The sequence below is a fragment of the Nostocoides sp. genome, from assembly GCF_037045025.1.
Classification (GTDB): domain Bacteria; phylum Actinomycetota; class Actinomycetes; order Actinomycetales; family Dermatophilaceae; genus Nostocoides_A.
Genome location: NZ_JBAOHM010000018.1, coordinates 384108 through 402012, shown reverse-complemented (window position 1 = coordinate 402012; position 17905 = coordinate 384108). Strand labels below are relative to the sequence as shown.

General features: G+C 58.6%; 18 protein-coding genes and 3 pseudogenes. 11 read left to right on the top strand and 10 right to left on the bottom strand.

Annotated features, from left to right (window positions below; genetic code table 11):
* Positions 1–19 precede the first annotated feature (19 nt).
* Both V9G19_RS27160 and V9G19_RS27155 read right to left on the bottom strand, forming a co-directional pair.
* The gene (locus V9G19_RS27160; RefSeq protein WP_462288486.1) at positions 20–280 is read right to left on the bottom strand and encodes a recombinase family protein; all 261 of its coding nucleotides are present in this window, start codon (positions 278–280) and stop codon (positions 20–22) included.
* Positions 281–293: 13 nt separating this feature from the next.
* Positions 294–683, bottom strand: a complete 390-nt coding sequence (locus V9G19_RS27155) for a hypothetical protein (protein WP_462288485.1) — start codon at positions 681–683, stop codon at positions 294–296.
* A 74-nt stretch (positions 684–757) separates the two neighbouring features.
* Here V9G19_RS27155 and V9G19_RS27150 point away from each other — a divergent pair, with 74 nt between their 5' ends.
* From V9G19_RS27150 to V9G19_RS27130, 5 genes are all read left to right on the top strand, one after another.
* Positions 758–979 (top strand): helix-turn-helix domain-containing protein, encoded by a 222-nt coding sequence (locus tag V9G19_RS27150; RefSeq protein ID WP_462288484.1) that lies wholly within the window; start codon positions 758–760, stop codon positions 977–979.
* A 4-nt stretch (positions 980–983) separates the two neighbouring features.
* Positions 984–1379, top strand: coding sequence for a VOC family protein (locus tag V9G19_RS27145; protein WP_462288483.1), 396 nt, complete (start codon positions 984–986; stop codon positions 1377–1379).
* 3 nt (positions 1380–1382) lie between these two features.
* Positions 1383–1706, top strand: coding sequence for a helix-hairpin-helix domain-containing protein (locus V9G19_RS27140; RefSeq protein ID WP_462288482.1), 324 nt, complete (start codon positions 1383–1385; stop codon positions 1704–1706).
* An 82-nt stretch (positions 1707–1788) separates the two neighbouring features.
* On the top strand, positions 1789–2142 hold the full coding sequence (locus V9G19_RS27135) for a hypothetical protein (protein WP_462288481.1): 354 nt from the start codon (positions 1789–1791) through the stop codon (positions 2140–2142).
* A gap of 101 nt (positions 2143–2243) precedes the next feature.
* Entirely contained in the window at positions 2244–3014 is a 771-nt protein-coding gene (locus tag V9G19_RS27130) for an SMODS domain-containing nucleotidyltransferase (protein ID WP_462288480.1), read from the top strand.
* Between the two features lie 419 nt (positions 3015–3433).
* On the opposite strand, the gene V9G19_RS27125 is transcribed toward V9G19_RS27130, so the two are convergent.
* The 5 genes and pseudogenes from V9G19_RS27125 to V9G19_RS27105 form a co-directional block, all read right to left on the bottom strand.
* Positions 3434–4522 (bottom strand): hypothetical protein, encoded by a 1089-nt coding sequence (locus tag V9G19_RS27125; RefSeq protein WP_462288479.1) that lies wholly within the window; start codon positions 4520–4522, stop codon positions 3434–3436.
* Positions 4523–4838: 316 nt separating this feature from the next.
* Positions 4839–5399 (bottom strand): hypothetical protein, encoded by a 561-nt coding sequence (locus V9G19_RS27120; RefSeq protein ID WP_462288478.1) that lies wholly within the window; start codon positions 5397–5399, stop codon positions 4839–4841.
* A gap of 145 nt (positions 5400–5544) precedes the next feature.
* Positions 5545–5886 (bottom strand): hypothetical protein, encoded by a 342-nt coding sequence (locus V9G19_RS27115; RefSeq protein ID WP_462288477.1) that lies wholly within the window; start codon positions 5884–5886, stop codon positions 5545–5547.
* Positions 5887–5978: 92 nt separating this feature from the next.
* Positions 5979–6428, bottom strand: coding sequence for a cupin domain-containing protein (locus V9G19_RS27110; RefSeq protein WP_462288476.1), 450 nt, complete (start codon positions 6426–6428; stop codon positions 5979–5981).
* Between the two features lie 137 nt (positions 6429–6565).
* Positions 6566–6955, bottom strand: a pseudogene (locus tag V9G19_RS27105) (EamA family transporter); the annotation flags it as partial.
* Positions 6956–6974: 19 nt separating this feature from the next.
* Here V9G19_RS27105 and V9G19_RS27100 point away from each other — a divergent pair.
* The 6 genes and pseudogenes from V9G19_RS27100 to V9G19_RS27075 all read left to right on the top strand — a co-directional run bounded on the left by V9G19_RS27100 (position 6975) and on the right by V9G19_RS27075 (position 14874).
* On the top strand, positions 6975–11465 hold the full coding sequence (locus V9G19_RS27100) for a hypothetical protein (protein WP_462288475.1): 4491 nt from the start codon (positions 6975–6977) through the stop codon (positions 11463–11465).
* Between the two features lie 687 nt (positions 11466–12152).
* Positions 12153–12434 (top strand): annotated as a pseudogene (locus V9G19_RS27095) (glutamate-5-semialdehyde dehydrogenase); the annotation flags it as partial.
* A gap of 148 nt (positions 12435–12582) precedes the next feature.
* Positions 12583–12873 (top strand): hypothetical protein, encoded by a 291-nt coding sequence (locus V9G19_RS27090; protein ID WP_462288474.1) that lies wholly within the window; start codon positions 12583–12585, stop codon positions 12871–12873.
* Positions 12873–13301 (top strand): annotated as a pseudogene (locus V9G19_RS27085) (nicotinate-nicotinamide nucleotide adenylyltransferase); the annotation flags it as partial. The gene V9G19_RS27090 and the pseudogene V9G19_RS27085, both read left to right, overlap by 1 nt.
* 23 nt (positions 13302–13324) lie before the next feature.
* Complete coding sequence (locus V9G19_RS27080; protein ID WP_462288473.1) at positions 13325–13678, top strand: sigma-70 family RNA polymerase sigma factor; 354 nt, start codon at positions 13325–13327, stop codon at positions 13676–13678.
* Positions 13675–14874: a hypothetical protein gene (locus V9G19_RS27075; RefSeq protein WP_462288472.1), complete on the top strand. Its 1200-nt coding sequence runs from the start codon at positions 13675–13677 to the stop codon at positions 14872–14874. The genes V9G19_RS27080 and V9G19_RS27075 overlap by 4 nt, the downstream gene beginning before the upstream one ends.
* A gap of 9 nt (positions 14875–14883) precedes the next feature.
* On the opposite strand, the gene V9G19_RS27070 is transcribed toward V9G19_RS27075, so the two are convergent.
* From V9G19_RS27070 to hrcA, 3 genes are all read right to left on the bottom strand, one after another.
* Entirely contained in the window at positions 14884–15348 is a 465-nt protein-coding gene (locus V9G19_RS27070) for an RsmE family RNA methyltransferase (protein WP_462288471.1), read from the bottom strand.
* A gap of 347 nt (positions 15349–15695) precedes the next feature.
* Positions 15696–16820: a molecular chaperone DnaJ gene (gene dnaJ, locus V9G19_RS27065; RefSeq protein ID WP_462288470.1), complete on the bottom strand. Its 1125-nt coding sequence runs from the start codon at positions 16818–16820 to the stop codon at positions 15696–15698.
* 25 nt (positions 16821–16845) lie between these two features.
* Positions 16846–17874 carry a heat-inducible transcriptional repressor HrcA gene (gene hrcA, locus V9G19_RS27060; protein ID WP_462288469.1) on the bottom strand — a complete coding sequence of 343 codons (1029 nt, stop codon included), beginning with the start codon at positions 17872–17874 and terminating at the stop codon, positions 16846–16848.
* Positions 17875–17905: the final 31 nt, after the last annotated feature.

The following is a 17905-nucleotide window of genomic DNA, read 5'->3' as shown; positions in this document are numbered from 1 at the left end:
TCCACCATCAACGCAATTTCTAGCCAATCTGTCGGGATGCCACGCTAAAATTCCCGCTCGCCTCATTTGCTTCGATACGGAGAAGCATTTCATTAAATACTGGCCGACCTGGAGCTTTAGCGGTTTGTTTTTCCACAAAAATATCTACAACCTCAATTTGCTCTTTAACCGCTAACTCTTTGAGTTCGGCCAGTTGATCCGAAATGCTTCTCACTTGCCGATCTTCTGTATCGGTAGATTTTCTGGTGTATATAAAAAATTTTCTAGTTTGATTATTCATATTGTTGCATTGGCTAACGAGGAGCCACGCTCTGCGTGGCGAACCCTTTTGGATTCAGGATTTTTTGGGGGGAATTCAGAACAGACGGCACTTCGTGCCGACCATATTTTTGCTTCCGAACCCGATTTCGTTTTCTGGCGGTATGCTCTGGACAAAATTCGAACTTTTTTCGAAGAAAATCCAGACGAGGAAATCTGAAACAATGCGGACGAAGTTTTGCGGAAACAATTTTTTGGGGAAAGGATTCCGCAAAACTTCGGCTGATTTTTTTTTTTGAATTTGGATGTCGCAAATGGAAAAGGAGGGGTTTGGGGAGGAATTTTCCATTTGCTCCTCTTTTTGTTTTGGCGAAATTCGGGCGGGCGTAGATACAAAATACAAAAATATCTTTGATATTTTTCATAAAATTTGCTACAATTACATTAGTTGAGATATATACCATATATTTTAACCTATACATTATAATGGTATCAAATTATGAACAACAAAGCAAGTAAAAAAACACCAAACATTGGTGCTAATATCAAAAAGACAAGGCAAGCACTTGGTGTGTCGCAAGACAGACTTTCAAAACTTGCTGATCTTTCTTTAAATACTGTCGTGAATGTCGAATCAGGACAAAACCCTAACCCTACTATTGATACTCTTTCAAAAATTGCAAAAGGTTTGAATGTGTCAGTAGATGATTTAATCAAGTAAAAATATGACAAAATTTTCCTATACAATTCTATATGTATCAAACGTAGAAAAATCTATTGAGTTTTACGAAAAATCTTTTGATTTTGTGAGAAAATTTACAACACCAGAAAATGATTATGGTGAATTAAATACTGGAGAAACAACAATAGCATTTGCTACAAAAGAACTCGCGGGTACTAACCTTAAAAATGGGTTCATTGAAAACAATATTGAAAATAAACCGTTTGCCACAGAGTTAGGTATTGTTACGGACGATGTGAGTGAAATACTCGAAAAAGTTAAAATTGCAGGCGGCATGCTTATAGAAGAACCTAAGCAGAAACCATGGGGTCAAACAGTTGCATATGTAAGAGACATTGACGGGTTCTTAATCGAAGTCTGTACGCCAGTAAATATGTAATTTATGTCAAAAAAATTAGCCAAGAATGATAGTGAATTATCTAAAATACCTGGTTTTGGACCAGCCTCTGTAAGAGACTTGAATCAACTGGGAATATACTCTCTTTTCCAACTCATAGAACTAAACCCAGAAGAGTTATATTTAAAATTAGAGGAAAAAAGAGGGGTTCATATAGATCGTTGCGTCTTATATGGTTTCAGAGAAGCTGTTTATTTTGCGAGAGGTGGTAATGAACCAGAAAAACTAAAATGGTGGAGCTGGAAAGATTCTAATAAACTTGGAATGAACAGAAATCTCATCAGTGTGCTGGTATTAAAGAAAAAATAATTATGGAAAACTTTTTAATCCAGATTACAAGTTTTTATAATCACCCGCTGTTTATCATAGTTGGTGGACTAACAGTTACGTCTTGGTGTTCTTGGTCTTTCTATATAAGGTCGTTTGTTGGACATTTGGAATTACACCAGTAGTTTTTAGATTAGGGATTGCTTTATGGAAAAGGAGAGTTGCAATCTTTGGATCAGTTGAAGTATTTGGGAGTATAAAAGATTCACTTCTTGATTCAAAGATTTTCAAAGAACAAAACATACTTCATATAAGTTTAGATAATGTTGATAAAGCAAAAGACGAAACAATTTTTCTTGTTGATTGGGAAACATCAGGAGATAAAATAGAACAGATTTTTTCTGCAAGAAAAAATCATCAGACAGCGGTAGTAATTTACGCAAAACCCGCGAGCATTCCGCAAGATAAAAATGAGTGATATTGCAAATCGTGCAAATACTGTTGTTGTGAATTTCCGAGGTCGTCTTTTAAATGATGTTTTGACATCGCTCATTACGACAAGTTATGACAGAAATTAACATGTATTTAAATCAGATATTGCAAAAATATAATAGTAGAGATATATCGGGATATTCTGTTGCACTTTCTCAACTTCAAACAACTTTAAAAACATGGGCATCATCATGCTATGTCAATCTGTTATATTCTGGCTCTCGCGCCAAAGGAACAGCAATTTCGCTTGCTTCCGATGTGGACTATGTAGTTTCGCTAACTAGTGGCTGTAACGACAATAACGGGGGTTTAAAGGCTTGTTATGATTCTTTATTCATAAAGTTAAATAATACATATTCATCTGTCAGGAAACAGAATGTTTCCGTCAGAATAAATTTAAATGGTTTGGAGGTTGATGTTACGCCAGCGAGAAAGCAAAGCGGAAATACAAATAATCATAATTTGTATGTTTCAAAATCTAATTCGTGGACTCAAACAAATATACAAAAACATATTACGGACATTTCACAATCTGGTCGAACAAACGAAATAAAGATTTTGAAAATATGGAGAGAGTTAAATAAATTAGATTTTCCTTCTATCTATCTTGAATATTTACTCGTAGATAAAATTTTACTTAACAAATCAAAAGACATAAATAGTCTTGGTGATAATGTTTGGTATGTACTAAACGAATTGGCTAAAAGTACAGGTAATCCGCTCGGAGCTAGAATTGTAGACCCTGCAAATTCAAATAATATTTTGTCTGATCTTTTAACAGTTGCGGAAAAGAACAAGATAATTAACCAAGCTCAAATTTCAATACAGCAAACGAATTGGAACCAAATTCTTTGGTAGTTTCGCCCGCCCGAATTTCGCCAAAACAAAAAGAGAAGCAAATGGAAAATTCCTCCCCAAACCCCTCCTTTTCCATTTGCGACATCCAAATTCAAAAAAATAAATCAGCCGAAGTTTTGCGGAGTCCTGTCCCCAGAAAATTGCCTCCGCAAAACTTCGTCCGTATTGTTTCAGATTTCCTCGTCGGATTTTCTTCGAAAAAAGTTCGAATTTTGTCCAGAGCATACCGCAGTGAAACGTAGCGAACAAGGAGAACAAACGGAGCGGGGCGCTGTTTGGGGATTCGAAGCTGTTTTGAGATATTTTGGGAACGAAGTGAACCAAAATATCCAAAACGGGTACTGAACATGTAATGTTCGAATCCCCCTCTCCGCAGTGAATGTAGTGTATTGTGCGAAAGTTACTAATCAAAACCCTATTCAGGGTATACGTGAAGATGGGGGTACTGTGTACGGAGTTCTGTACGCTGTTCCTGAGAAAAGACCGCCCATAACTACTTCCCCGCCGACATACCGAGGCAACACAACACCCTCAAGTGAAGTGACACCACTGAGGTAAATGTCACCAATGACCGTTTCCGGTAACGCAACACCTTTTAGAGAATGTAGGTGATGCAGAAGCACATCTTTCCCCACTATTTTAGGTAACACGAGACCGGAAACAACTTCGACATTGTGTAGATCAATATCACCACCGACAGACTGCGGGAGCGCAAGTCCTGCAGCATCCATCAGTGAGCCAAGGTGTATGCTACCCCTCATTGCCTCAGGAAAATTAAGTCCTTCCGCCGTAACAAGGCTATTCAAAAAAATTGAACCATTAAGTGTGGCGGGTAGCTTTGTGCCAGCCATGGTTGTTAATTTTCGGAGGTCAAGGTCACCATATACCACTATGGGCAACTCCACTCCCTCGAGCGACACAACACCCGCGAGGTGGAGACCTCCTGCAACATGTTTTGGAAGTGTCACCCCATGCAATGAGGTCACCTCGTTTAAGTACAGGTGTCCGCTCACAAACTCAGGGAGCGTAAGCTCGTCGGTGGTGGTGCGACTATCGAGATCGAGGTGCCCGTAGTGAAAACGTGCTTTGCCTGAAAGAACCTCTTCAACAGTCGTTGATATTTCTTCCTCGGTACAGTCAAATATGCGCGCCATATCATTCTTTATATCGCCTCGCTGAATAATCGCTGCAATTCGCGGATCCTCGATTCTGCCAAAGCCAACGATTTGCCTATCGACCTGGTAGAGAAAACGCAATTCTATCGACAACATTTCCTGCTGCGCACGCTTGTGTTCGAGCTGTGTAAGGAGCGCCATGTCATTCAATTTCTGGTCATATAATTCACCGTCTGGAAATTCATTAAGTTTTTGTTCGACAACTTCGTGAATGTAGGGATTGAGATTTTGCTCAAGCGCTATTCCCCGCACCTCGGCGATTTGATCACCACTCATTCTGATTGCTGCACGTGGAATAACTGGCTTTCCACCGATATCATTCGAGTAGTACACATAAAAATCACCCCCCTTCAGTTGTGTGGCGGCAGTTGATTCTCGTGCAGTGCACCAACCGGTATCGTGTTCCCTTCAGTGATTGCACAAGGGAGTCGTGGTTCGACGCCTGCGGATACCTAACCCACAGACCATCAGTACACTCTATGTCGTATGCATATTCGGATTTCGTTCATTCAATTGCCTCTGCATAGAGTTTTGAGAAACTCATATTTTCAAGAGTCTCTATATGAGAAGTGTCGATGGTTTTATCCGCAACATGTACTTTTCCCACTCGCGGAGATTAATTCTATCGACAAGTAACCCCAACGCTTCCTCAATGAAGCTCTGGAAATGGTGTGAGTGTCCCCCTGTCACGCCTGCGGAACGTCTGCTGTATCCTGTCGTATCCCGAGAGTTTGGCTATCTCAGTAAATATCCAATACTTCATCCACATGGGAATATAATCACCCTCTAGAGACATGAGGTAGTCAAACCACACATCGAGCGTTATACGTTGATTGGTAATCGCATCCTCTACAGTTTGTGTTCGTAACTCTTCCTGAGTAACGTCATCTCCCTGTCCTTTCTCGTATCCACTTCGAAGGCGTGCCTCAATATATCGTTCGGACACTTCTGCTGGTCGTATCACGTACTGACCATGGTAGTGCTTTCGTAAACGCTCAACTACTTTTGGGTCGCCACGGTGTGCGAGGTGGGTGTGCTCAAGAGTCTGCATCCAATCCGCCAACCGTTCGTGTGGTTTTTGATGCATGCCTTCATGGGCATTTTCCCTTCGATCCTGTTCATGCTCCACAAACTGAGTAGTATGGAGTCGTGGATTACGCTTATGTAAAAATTGTTCACCTTCAAATGCCATATTGGCATAGAATACCACTGATTGCAGTTTGCTTCACCGTATTGTGTTGGTCACCGCCCTCAAGGTTTTTACGAAGAATCCGGAAGGTCCATGGTGCATAAAAAGAAAAAGGCAATCCGAGGATTGCCTTTTAAGTGTATGCGATAATAAAATTCCTATACGCTCATCGTGCTTTTTTTCGCGCAGTAACTGTGGCAAGGTCATCGGCCGCTCGTTTGAGCACCGCTGACTTACGACGCTTCATGAGGAAATCAGCCGAACTAATGACTCCGCTTGACCCATCGCGCTTGAAGAACCTGAACTTGAGGGTTGGCTGTACAACCATGGCGTGGCGCAAACGCGTCACAAGTTCTGGCGGAACAAGCCACACGTCGCGTGACACTCCCAGGTTATCGAGAACACCTCGATACTCAGCATCCTTCCCAATGTTCCATGCTGCAAGCAATTCAGCAAGCGACTCATTGGAGAACGGGTCACACTCCACAAACCATTGCGTATTAACCATCAGTTGGCCTCCGTGTGCAATTTCGCGACACACCACCTCCTAAGTATCTTAAGGGGTGGTGCACAAAACGTTACAACGTGATATGTAAAGAACTACAGTCTCTCAAACTCCTGATTAAAATGAGACGGTACTACCATATACCCTAATGGACAGATGTGCAATGTTGTGGGGTATTCTGGGGATTGTGGGCGCGAAAAAATGGCCCACGGCCATTTTTTCGCGCCCCCCTCCTCTTCACTACTCGCTTGTCGTTCCATCAAAATGCTCTTCCTCGTCGCGCATCGCCTCTTCTTTTGTTTTATGAACGGTACCGTCCTCGTGGTGCGCTGGTGAGTAGATGGTGTAGAACTTGAGTGACTCATCTGAGAAATATTTACCACATTGTGCTCTGCACCCATTGGCACCACGACCGAGTCACCGTCGTGCACGTCGTATATCTCGCCATTAATCGTGACCCGCCCCTCACCTGATTCAAAACGGAAAAATTGGTCATTTTCATGATGTGTCTCCGTCCCAATTTCTTCACTTGGCGGAAGACACATGAGCACGAGCTGACTCCCCTTGCCGGTATAGAGCACCCGACGAAAATCGGTATTTCTTTTGTAACCTCTTCCAAATTTACATGAAATCCGTGTAGCATATATTTTTTATTTAACGAATATGGGTCGATGACTCCGAGCGTCACGAGTGTACCACCAAGCACGTTCCCCAGCGTTGGCTTCTCTGCGAGAAACACGAACGCAAGGATGATGGTGAGCGCAATCGATATCTTATCGATTGGCGCAACACGTGACACCTCCCCCAACTGCAGCGCCTTATAGTAGAAAAGCCAGGAGAGGCCCGTTGCGAGTGCGGAGAGCACGATGAAGGTGTACGAGTACTTTGATATCTTAAACATATCAGACGCATTCCCCTGAATGAGGACAATGCTCCACGCAAACACCACAATAATAACCGTGCGGATTGCTACTGCAAGGTTGCTGTCGACACCCTTGATTCCTATCTTTCCAAATATCGCCACAAGCGATGCAAAGAAAGCGGAGAGTACTGCATATATAGCCCAGTTCATAACAAAACTAGTATATCACGTGCGCACCGCGCGTCACACAAAAAAACCGCTCGTATCCCCGCTGATGGACCAAGTCGCGATGATCGATTTCCTTGAAAAATCGGACGGCGTCGCCGTCGTGGGCAACGGGGACAACGTCTTGAACTTCCCCCGGGAAGGCATGGTGGGGGAAATCTTAAAGGCCCGGTCCGAGGGGCGTCCGTTGGCGACGGTCGCGATGGTCACCGAGACGGACAACGACCGAAAGGTCGGGCTCGCCGTGTCGGAAACCTACGTGAACAACGAAACGGGGGAGACCGTTTCCCGGCGCGTTCTTCGGGAGGCGAGCGAGTTCCCCGTCCGGAAAAATTCCCCTTGGGACGGGATCAAGCTCGGGCCGACGGACCCCGCCACGATCCTCGTGGGCGAGCGCGCCGTCCCCTTGGCGAATTTCCTGGAGGAGGGCCGACGCTATTTGGACGATCTCACGACGGGCGTCGGCGGCAAGGCGATCCCCTGGCACGCCAACGCCGCCTTCTACGCGGTGGACCTTCGGTTGGTCTTGGCCCGGCTGTTCGGGTTCGATGAAGGCGGCGGGGATCTGGTCCAGAAACTGAAATCCGTCCCCCCGGATCGCTGGACGCGGGTTTTGCAGGAAACGGGAGACAAAATCCTGACGACGCGCCCCATGGCCAAGGGGGTCGCCAACGAATTGGGTTCCGAAACGAACACGGGGTTCGTGACCGAGCAGGCCGTGCAGGACTTCCTCGTCAATCAGCTCCCGCTCCTGATCGACGCCGGGGGGCGCGTGCCGGAGGTGGCGTTCCGGTCCATCGGGCGCCGGGAGTTCATCGCCTACAAGGGGACCCCGCAAAAGCCGCTCACGGCCGCGGGAGAGACGAACGCCGACGCCCGCGGCAATTTTTACGATTTGGCCGGGGCCATGGAGGCTTATTCCGCCCGGCTGACGGAACTGGCCCGGGCCGGGGTTCGGATCGATCTCGGAGCCGACGGCGAGGTGGTCGGACTGGCGCCTTCCGATTTCCCGGAGGTTCAAAAGGCGAATCAGCGGGGGGACCGGCCTCGCCATTCCGTCAACGGGGACGCGGTCGCTCCGTCCCAGATGAAGTCCGACGCCAACACGGCCGCCTCGGTCCTTCGGCACAGCGTGGACGCGATGGACCACGCCCTTCGAACCATCGAATCCTTGCGGTGGGTGCCCGGCGATGCGAGCGCGGACAAAAAGTTCGACGCCGTCGTCGACGCGAACATCGCCCGCCTCCATCAGGCCGCGGTGGATGTTTTGCACCGGCTGGAGACCATGCCCTTGTCGTCGCCCCTCTACAACACGATGACGGGGCCTTTCGAGGAAGACGCCCCGGGGGACGTGCTCCACCCCGTCCTCCGATTGAAAGCGGCGGCCGTCGGTTTGCAGTTCATGCCGTACCGGAACTTCTCCCCCGGCCGGCGGGAGACGCTGGAATCGACCCTCCGCCAGATGCGGAGCGACCTGGATCGCCTGAGCGGGGTGGCCCGGGAAATGGCCCAACTGGCCGAAAGCCCGGAGATTAATATCCGAGAGGGGGTCCTCCAATGGAAAGGGACTTCGCACCTCCTGTCTTACGTCCCACTCCGGCCGGACGACGGCATTCCCGGTCGGGAAACCCCCGTTCCACCGGCGCCCCCCACGGGCGGCCGGGGCTCCGAGGGAGGTTTCGCGCGTGTGCCATTGCTCATCGGCCTCGGATCGATGGCGTTGGCGGCCGTGTTGACTTTTGGACTGGCGGCGTATTTGGACGGGTCGGGATGGGTCGGCCTCGCTGAAATATGGGCGAACCAAAAAGTCGCCGTCCTCTACGGGATTTCCACGTTGGGGTTGATTTTCGGAGGCGCGGGTTGGATGTGGTATCTGTTCGCGGGGGGCCGTCATTTTGCCCAGCCGAAATCCCCGGCGACCATCCCCTTGGCGGCGCCGGAATTTCCCGTGCGGCCCATCGCCCGTCCCGTGCCGAACGAGGAACCCCTGAACGCGGCCGCGTCGTGGCTGGGCCCTCAAATCGCCGACCTCGGCCGTCGGCCGTCGGCCGACGTTTCCGTCTCCGCCGTGCTTCCGCCGCTGACGGCGCTCTTCGGCGTTCTGAACCATTCCCTGGGACGGTCCGTGCTTCCAGCGGCGGACGCGGGCACGCAATTTCTGAACGCTTTGACCGAGCGGCTACCGGAAACCCGGGGCCGGGCCCTGATCGAAACCACCGTGCAGGAGCGTTGGTTGGCGTTTCATCCGCCGGTGTTCCTGCCGACGCCGCGCGACCAGAAAACCACGGTGTTCTACCTGGACACCGGCGCCACCGACGACTTGATCGGTCGCGTGGAGCAGGCGGTGGTGGACGCGGCCGCGTCGAAAGGGAGCGACCGGGTGGTCGTTTTGGCGGAACCGATCGTGCGGGGCCGACTGCCGGAGGAACTGGCCGCGCGGCCCCTGTCGCGCCGCGTCGCCCTTTACACGCTGGCGGTGGACGGCGCCGACGGCTTGGGCCCCGTTGAAAACGGGGTTCGTTCCCTGCGGCTGGGGGCGGTGGCCAACCGTTTCGGATTGAATTTAGAAGACACCGTGGTGGTGGCGCCGGCCGCGTCCCTGGCGCCGATCGTGTTCCCCGGCAATGTTTCGAACCCCTACGTAAACCGATACGTCGGCGACGGCGTGGCGGTCCCCGTTTCGACGCGGTTCACCGCGACGTTAAAAGGACTTCTTGACGCTCCCGCGGCGGTTCACGCCCCGGCGACCCGCCAAGGCGGGTTCGCCCGTGCGTCGCTGTTGGCGGTGGTGGCGTCCGTGGCCGGTACGGCCGCGGCGATCGCCGCCGGAACGGCCTCGCCCGTGATTTTGGCCGCGGCCGCCCTGCCCGGGGTCCTGGCCCTGGGCCTGGAAGTCCGGCGCTCCGCCGCGGTGGGGAATTTGATTCAAGGCGTGAGCCTTTACGGACGGCTCGGCGCCTTGCCCGACGGCCGTCCACGGGCGGCCTTTTTGGAGTCCGCGCGCCGGATCTTTGTCGGCCGCCAGTCGGGGGCCGCTTCGACCGAATTGTTGGTGTGGCTGGCCGGCGGGGCTCTTTTCGCCGCCGGGTCCTTCGTTCTCGGTCTCGCGCCGACGTTCTTCCTCACCGGTTACGGCTTGACGTTTTTCTCGGGCCATCCGACGATGTCGGGCCGGACGCTGTCCATCGCTTTGATGGCCGCCGGGGCGGCCCTGTTCGGACTTCCCACGGGCGCTGAGGCGGCCGGGTTCTTCGGAATTCCCGGCGTGGGCGGAAGTTCCCTCGTGCCCTGGTTGTTCGGTTTGGGCGGCCTCGTGGCCGGGGTCGTGGCCCGCGGAACCGGCGGCGCCTCCGCCGAAACGGCCCGCGCCCGGGAGTCCCTGAAAGCGGTCGACGCCCTTTTGCCGATCGAGCGGTTTTCGGATATTCTGCCCGAGCAATGGACCCGGGAAAACCCGGAAGACAAAACCGACCCCCAGGCGGGGTTGGTCCGGCTTTACGCCGCCTTCGGCGGCGCGTGGTTGGGGTTCGCCGCGAAAGCCTACGACGCCCTCTCGCCCGCGGAACGATCCAAAATCGACGTGGCCTTCTTGAGCGACAAGGACCTTCGGCGCCTGATCTCGACCTTTAACGCGCTCTCCCGCAACAAGCCCGAGGACGCCAAAAGCGGTTTCGGCGTCTACGCCATGAACGCGTTGCGCGCCTTGGCCAAAAACAGCACGGCGAGGACCCCGACGCCCAACGCGTCCGCGGTTCGGGCGCTGGCGCTCTTCCTTCTGGCTCAGCGGGCCGAATTGTTCGGCGCGTCGTTGACGGAACGGGAAGCCAACGCCATGGCCATTCTCGTTCGGCGGGCGACCTTCCCGGCCCCGGCGGTCCATCGGGAAATGGACGTGCAATCCTCCCATTGGGATCTGGTGCCCCGGCCGTCGGGGAGCACGCCGGACATCGCCACCATCGAAGTCGACGCCCAGGACGACGCGGGATTGGTGCGAAGCCTCCTGAGTTCGCTTCAGAACGGCGCCGTGATCCTGGCCGTCTCGAGCGATCCCGACGCCGCCGCCCAGCGGCTCGCCCGGGCGAAGGACGCGATTCTCCGGGAACAGAAGCCGGGGGTTTTGGAGACGCTCCGCCGTCCCGACCACCGGCACGCCTTGGACTCCTGGCAGGACTTGACCCGCCGCGTCGTTTCCCGAACCACCCCGGGCATTCTGGACGAACAGGGCCGCTATTCCGTGGCCGGCCTTTACAAGGCGGTTCCCGAATTGTCCAAGACCATGGGGTTCGCGCCCGGCCTCTTCTCGGGGGAAAGCATCAAATACCGCCTGAGCATCCTGACCGGCGACAAAACCCTGGCCCACTGGAATCAGGTGGGCGTTCCGGAAATCGGGGAATTGGTGCAGTTCCTGATCCTGGAAGGGCCGAAGATCGTTCGGATGTCTCTGTCCATCACCCAGGAAATGGAAGCGATCCACGTTCTGAGCACCAACGCGTAACAAGACGGTTTTGCGAAAACGGCCTCCTTCCCTCACGGGGGGAGGCCGTTTTTTCTATAATAGGACCATGGCGAAATCCAAGGCTAAAAAGACCCGATCCCCCCGGCCCCGCCGGGCCGCCGACCGCGCCCCGCGGCCCACGGCGCCCTCGGAATACACCCGGAGCTGGCGCTCCTGGGCGGGCGGGCCAAAGAGGCCAGCCGCGTCCTCGCTTCCTCCACCGCCGAAACCCGGAACCGGGCGCTGTCGGTCCTGGCCGACGCGTTGGAAAAAAACCGGGACGACATCCTTTTTAAAAATGAAATCGACGTGGAGGCGGGCCGCCGAGCCGGCCTGGCCCCCGCCTTGTTGGATCGTTTGGCCCTGACTCCCCGTCGGGTGGACGACATGGCCCGGGGCCTTCGGGACATCGCGGGCCCTGCCCGACCCCCTGGGCGAAATCCTTTCCGATTGGGACCGGCCCAACGGTTTGAACGTTAAAAAAGTCCGGGTTCCCCTGGGTGTCGTCGCCATGATTTACGAGGCCCGGCCGAACGTCACGGTGGACGCCACGGGCCTTTGCCTTAAATCCGGCAACGCGGTCATTTTGCGGGGGGGAAAGAAGCGCTGGAGTCCAACACCGCGCTCGTCCACGTTTTGCGGGGGGCGCTGACCGAAGCGGGCCTGCCCGCCGGGGCCATTCAGTTTGTGGAAACCGCGGACCGCTCCGTGATCCGGGACCTGGTGCGCATGGACCGGTTCGTGGATTTGGTCATTCCCCGGGGCGGCGAGGAGATGGTGACCGCCATCCGCGAAATGGCCACGGTGCCGGTCCTGTCCCACGGCAAGGGCCTCTGCTCCCTTTACGTCGACCAAGCCGCCGATTTGGCCATGGCCGAACGCCTGGCCGTCAACGCCAAAACCCAGCGGCCGGGGGTGTGCAACGCCATGGAAACCCTGCTGGTCCACCGGGCGGTGGCCGACCGATTTCTGCCCGGCCTGGTCCGCCGTTACGCCGAGGCCGGGGTGGCGGTTCACGGGGACGCCGACACCCGCCGACTGGGCGGCGCCGTCGTCACCGCCGCCACGCCGGCGGACTACGACACCGAATTCCTGGGAATGGGAAGCCGCCATCAAAGTGGTCGATTCCCTGGACCACGCCATCCAGCACATCAACGCCCACGGCAGCCATCACTCGGACGCCATCGTTACCGCCGACGAAGCGGCCGCCCGGCGGTTTATGACCGAGGTGGATTCCGCCGCCGTCCTGCACAACGCCTCCACCCGCTTGCACGACGGAAGTGTTTTCGGCCTGGGGTCCGAAATGGGGATCTCGACGCAAAAGATGCACGCCCGGGGCACCATGGGCGTTCCCGAGCTGACGACCACGAAATATCTGGTTCGGGGCAGCGGCCAGATCCGCGAATAGTGGCCCGTCCCCGTCCCGCCGCCCCCCGCCCGGTCCTGGGCTACTTCGGGGGCTCCTTCGATCCCGTCCAATCCGGCCACCTGGCCCTGGCCCGGGCCGCCCTCCGTCAGGAAAAACTGGGCAAAGTCCATTTCGTTCCCGCCGGTCGGTCGCCTTTGAAGTCCACGGGGCCCCGGGCCTCCGACCGGGAACGCCTTACCATGCTCCGCCTCGCCCTGGGGCGGAGGCCGGAATTTCCCGTGTCGCGGTGGGATTTGGGCGCGGGGCCTTCCTTCACCTACAAAACCCTTCGGCGGCTCCGGCGGCAAAACCGGGCCGAATGGCGCCTGATTTTGGGCGGCGATTCGTTGAAACACTTTGAAAAATGGCGGCGCTGGCGGGAGATTCTTCGGCACCACGTGGTGGTGGTCGGCGCCCGACCGGGGGAAAAAAAGCGGATCACGGCAAGGCGGTGGCCTACTTGCGCCGGAGCGTCGTCAATGGCTCTCGCTCGGTGCTGCGCCATCGCACGGTCGAGCACGCGAAGCTCGCCCCGTTGGCTGCCGACGCGGCCCGCACCACCGGCCCGAGCGCGGAGGCGCTCGCCCTCGACGAACTCGGCAACGCGGCGATGCTGCGCTGCCTGGAGCGGCTGCCGCGCCGGCAACGGGAGGTCCTCATCCTGCGCTACTACCTCGACCTGTCGGAGGCCCAGATCGCCGACACCCTCGACATCGCCCCCGGCTCGGTCAAGGCCCACGCCTCCCGCGGGCTGGCCAACCTGCGGGCTCAGCTCGCCACGCTCGACCGGGAGGACCGGCCATGACTCGCCCCGACCACGGCGGCCACGACCTCGATGACGGCAGCCTCAACGACCGCGGGCTCGACCGGCTGAGCAGCCAGCTGCGGGCCGCGCTCGATGCCGACGCCGCCCGCATCCAGCCGAGCGACCGGCTGGCCGAGATCCGGGCCCGAACCCAACTCGTCACCGCCCCGGCGCCCTCCCGTGGCCGCAGTTGGGGCTTCTCGGCCCTGGCCGCCGCGGCCGTCGTCGCCATGGTGGTCCTCGGGGTGCGCTGGGGCGCTTCGGCCCCGGCCGACCCGGCGGGGCGGGGCCTGCCCTCCCCCAGCACCACCAGCGCGATCGGGGACCCGCCCGCCCAGGCGATCCCGGCCGGGCGAGCGCTGCCCGTCTTCGCCCTGGCCCGGATCACCGAGCCAGGATCGGGTGCTGCCGCGACGCAGCAGCGGTGGGCCCTGCAACGCTGGTTCGTCCCAAGCGACATCCCCACCGCTGCCCCGGCACCGCTGGCGGTGCGCGCAGCCGTGCGGTGGGCGATGGGGCCGGGCCTCACCGAGCCGGGGACGACTGCGCCGTTCAACGGCACGGTGGCCACCGAGGTCACGGTCACCCCCGAGCTGATCACGATCACGCTGTCGAACGGCGGCCACGCAAGCGCCGATGCCGAGCTCGCCCGGATAAGCCTGCAACAGATGGTGTGGACGGCGCAGGCGGCATACGGGCATCGGGTGCCGGTGACCTTCCGCCTCGCCGACGGCGCTGACCTGCTGCTGGGACGCTTCCCGGCGGGAGGCCGCTATGACCGCCCGGACAGCGACCGGATCGCCACCGAGGCAGCGCCGGTGTGGATCGACGGCCCTGGTCTGGGCGCAGCGCTCCCGGCCGGTCGCCCGGTCACCCTGACCGGGTTGGCGGACGTGCCCGACGGCCGGCTGGTCTGGTCGGTCACGCGCGCTCCGGACGCCACCATCGGGAACTCACCGGAGAACCCGTCGTCGACCGGCTCATCGCCCGGTCCGGCCACACCGCGCCCGGAGCCAATTCTGAGCGGCCAGGCCACCGCCGATCAACCCACCGAGGGCGGGCCGGCATCCCAGCGCCGCTACACCGTTGAGATCCCCGGCCTGCAGCCCGGGCTCTACCGGATCGAGGTCGGCTACCCCGCGTCCACCGGCGGGGCGCTACTGGGTGTCGCGGGAGTCGACGTCGTCGTGAGCTAGCCGGCGCGCCTACTGCCAGCGCTCGGCCGCGGACAGCACGGCCAGGGCGGCCGGTCCGGCGGTCGAGGCCCGCAAGATGTTGACGCCGATCTTGACCGGTATGCCGCCGGCACCGGTCAGCGTCGCCAGCTCCGCCGGGGAGATCCCGCCCTCGGGACCGACGATGAGGATGACCTCGCCGGCGCCGGGCAAGGGTTGAGCCGCGAGATCCTGGATCGCCTCGCTGTGCAGGATGAACGTCGCGCAAGCGCGGTCGATGCGCTGGACCAGCGCCGCCGTCGTGGCGGCCAGCTCGGTGACCTCGGGAATCCACGCGCGCCGAGACTGCTTGCTCGCGGCCCGCACCACGTCGACCCACTTCTGGCGGGACTTCTCGGCCCGCTCCGCCTTCCACTGCACGATCGAGCGCTCGGCCCGCCAGGGCACCACCTTGTCGACGCCCAGCTCGGTTGCCGCCTCGATCGCCAAGCTCATCGCGGTCGCCCTTGGCGAGCCCTTGGACGAGCGTGAACGACGGGCTGGGCCGCTCGTCGGTGACGACCTCGGTCACCTTCATCCGCAGCTCGCCGCCGCGGGCGTTGAGCACCGTCCCGGTGATCCGGTGGCCGCTGCCGTCGCCGACCCACAGGATCTCGCCGGGATTGAGCCGTTTGACGGTGGCGGCGTGTCGCCCCTCCGGACCATCGCAGGACGAAGTCGGCCCCCGGGGTCAGGCCCTGGAGTTCGCCGGGCTCGGTGAGGAACAGCGGCAGGGTCATCGAATCGGCTCCGTCCTCAAATGGTCGATCCGAAGCGCCTTTGCTTCGGTGGAATGGTCGCGGTTAGCGGGGTTTGAAGGCATCGCGCAGCCGACCCATCAGGCCGTGGTCGGGCGCGGCGAGCCGGGCGCCGGGAGAGTCCTCGCCGCGCAAGTCGGCGAACTCGCGCAGCAGCGCCTCCTGCTCCGGGTCCAGCCGGGTCGGGGTGCGGACGTCGAGGTGGACCACCAGGTCGCCGCGTCCGGCGGCGCGCAGGTGGCTGACGCCGAGGCCGCGCAGCGTGGTGGCTTCGCCCGGCTGGGTGCCCGGGCGGATGTCGATCTCCTGCGGGCCGTCGAGGGTGTCCAGCACGAGCGTCGTGCCGAGGGCGGCGGCGGTCATCGGCAACTGCACGCTGGCGTGCAGGTCGTCGCCGCGGCGGGTGAACGTCGGGTCGGGATTGACGTTGACCTCGACATAGAGATCGCCGGGCGGCCCGCCGCCGGGGCCGACCTCGCCCTCGCCAGCGAGGTGGATGCGGGTGCCGGTGTCGACACCGGCGGGGATCTTGATCGTCATCGAGCGCTGGGTGCGGACCCGGCCGTGGCCCGAGCACTCGAAGCACGGGTGGGAGGTGATCTCGCCATACCCCTGACAGGCGTTGCACGGGCGGCTGGTCATCACCTGGCCGAGGAAGCTGCGCTGCACCTGCTGGATCTCCCCACGCCCGCCGCAGACCTCGCAGCGACGCCGCCTGGTGCCAGGCTGCGCGCCGTCACCATGGCAGGTGCTGCACACCGCCGCGGTCTCGATCGTCAACTCGCGTTCACCGCCGAAGACGGCGTCGCGCAGGTCGATGGCCAGCCGGACCAGCCCGTCCTGGCCCCGCGCTGCCCGCGGCCGCGGCCCGCGGCTGGCCCCCGCCGCCCCGGCACCGAAGAAGGCGTCCATGATGTCGCTGAACGAGAACCCCTGCCCGAAGCCGGCCTGCCCGCCGCCGTAGGGGTCGGCGCCCATGTCGAAGCTGCGCCGCTTCTCGGGGTCGGAGAGCACGTCATACGCTTGCGAGATGCGCTTGAACTCCTCCTCGGCCTCGGGGCCGGGGTTGACGTCGGGGTGCAGTTTGCGCGCCAGCCGCCGGTAGGCGGACTTGATCTGCTCCGGGGTGGCGTCCCGGGCGACCCCGAGGTCGGCGTAGTAGTCGTTCACCATCGTCCTTGGTCGGTTATCGAAGTCATTCGGTCAGCAATGCCGAGACGTATGCCGCCACGGTCCGGACCGCGGCCATGCTCGCGCCGTAGTCCATGCGGGTCGGGCCCACCACGCCGAGCCCGCCGACGAGCTGCACGCCGGTGCCGTAGCCGGTGGTGACCATCGAGGTCGACTGCAGATCGGCATACGGATTCTCGTGGCCGATGCGCACGGCGATGTGCTCGCCGCCGCCCGCGGCTGTGGACAACAACTTCAGCAGCACCACGTGTTGTTCCAGGGCGTCCAAGACCGGCTCGAGCGTGCTCGGGAAGTCGCCCGGCGAACGCACCAGGTTGCGGGTGCCGGCGAGCACGACCCGCTCCTCGCGTTCCTCGACGAGCATCTCGTCCAGGACGGCGATCGCCCGGCGCACGGCGTCGCCCTCCTCGGCGGCGAAGCGCTCGGGCAGCCGGTGCAGCGACTCGGCCGCTTCGATAAGCGTGTGCCCGGCGGCCTCGCCGTTGATCTCGGTCCGCAGCCGGGAGACCAGCGCGCCGCCGTCGGTCTCGAGGTCGAGGCCGAGGTCGAGGATGCGCTGCTCGACCCGGCCGGTGGTCGTGATCAGCACGAGCATCAGCCGGGTGCCACCGATCGGCACGAGTTCGACGTGCCGGACGCTGGAGCGGGTCAGCGAGGGATACTGCATGACCGCGACGTGCCGGGTCAGGCTGGCCAGCAGCCGCACGGTCCGGTCGACGACGTCATCGAGGTCGACGGCGCCGGCGAGGAACTCGGCGATCGCCTCGCGCTCGGCGCGGCCCATCGGTTTGATCTGGGAGAGCCGGTCGACGAACAGCCGGTAGCCGGCGTCGGTGGGCACCCGGCCCGCACTGGTGTGCGGCGCGACGATCAGGCCGTCCTCCTCCAGCGCGGCCATGTCGTTGCGGATCGTGGCCGCCGACACCCCGAACTGGTGGCGCTCCAGCAGCGCCTTGGACCCGACCGGCTCGCTGGTGTGCACATAGTCCTGGACGATGGCCCCGAGGACGGCCATCCGGCGCTCCTGGCTCATGGCATCCTCCCTGCTCCGACTCGGTCCGCGT

What these genes read in the sequence shown, in the direction of transcription:
- V9G19_RS27160 (WP_462288486.1), bottom strand. Translation starts at nt 280, where the DNA reads ATGAATAATCAAACTAGAAAATTTTTTATATACACCAGAAAATCTACC.
- V9G19_RS27155 (WP_462288485.1), bottom strand. Translation starts at nt 683, where the DNA reads ATGAAAAATATCAAAGATATTTTTGTATTTTGTATCTACGCCCGCCCG.
- V9G19_RS27150 (WP_462288484.1), top strand. Translation starts at nt 758, where the DNA reads ATGAACAACAAAGCAAGTAAAAAAACACCAAACATTGGTGCTAATATC.
- V9G19_RS27145 (WP_462288483.1), top strand. Translation starts at nt 984, where the DNA reads ATGACAAAATTTTCCTATACAATTCTATATGTATCAAACGTAGAAAAA.
- V9G19_RS27140 (WP_462288482.1), top strand. Translation starts at nt 1,383, where the DNA reads ATGTCAAAAAAATTAGCCAAGAATGATAGTGAATTATCTAAAATACCT.
- V9G19_RS27130 (WP_462288480.1), top strand. Translation starts at nt 2,244, where the DNA reads ATGTATTTAAATCAGATATTGCAAAAATATAATAGTAGAGATATATCG.
- V9G19_RS27115 (WP_462288477.1), bottom strand. Translation starts at nt 5,886, where the DNA reads ATGGTTAATACGCAATGGTTTGTGGAGTGTGACCCGTTCTCCAATGAG.
- V9G19_RS27110 (WP_462288476.1), bottom strand. Translation starts at nt 6,428, where the DNA reads ATGTGTCTTCCGCCAAGTGAAGAAATTGGGACGGAGACACATCATGAA.
- V9G19_RS27075 (WP_462288472.1), top strand. Translation starts at nt 13,675, where the DNA reads ATGACTCGCCCCGACCACGGCGGCCACGACCTCGATGACGGCAGCCTC.
- V9G19_RS27070 (WP_462288471.1), bottom strand. Translation starts at nt 15,348, where the DNA reads ATGAGCTTGGCGATCGAGGCGGCAACCGAGCTGGGCGTCGACAAGGTG.
- hrcA (WP_462288469.1), bottom strand. Translation starts at nt 17,874, where the DNA reads ATGAGCCAGGAGCGCCGGATGGCCGTCCTCGGGGCCATCGTCCAGGAC.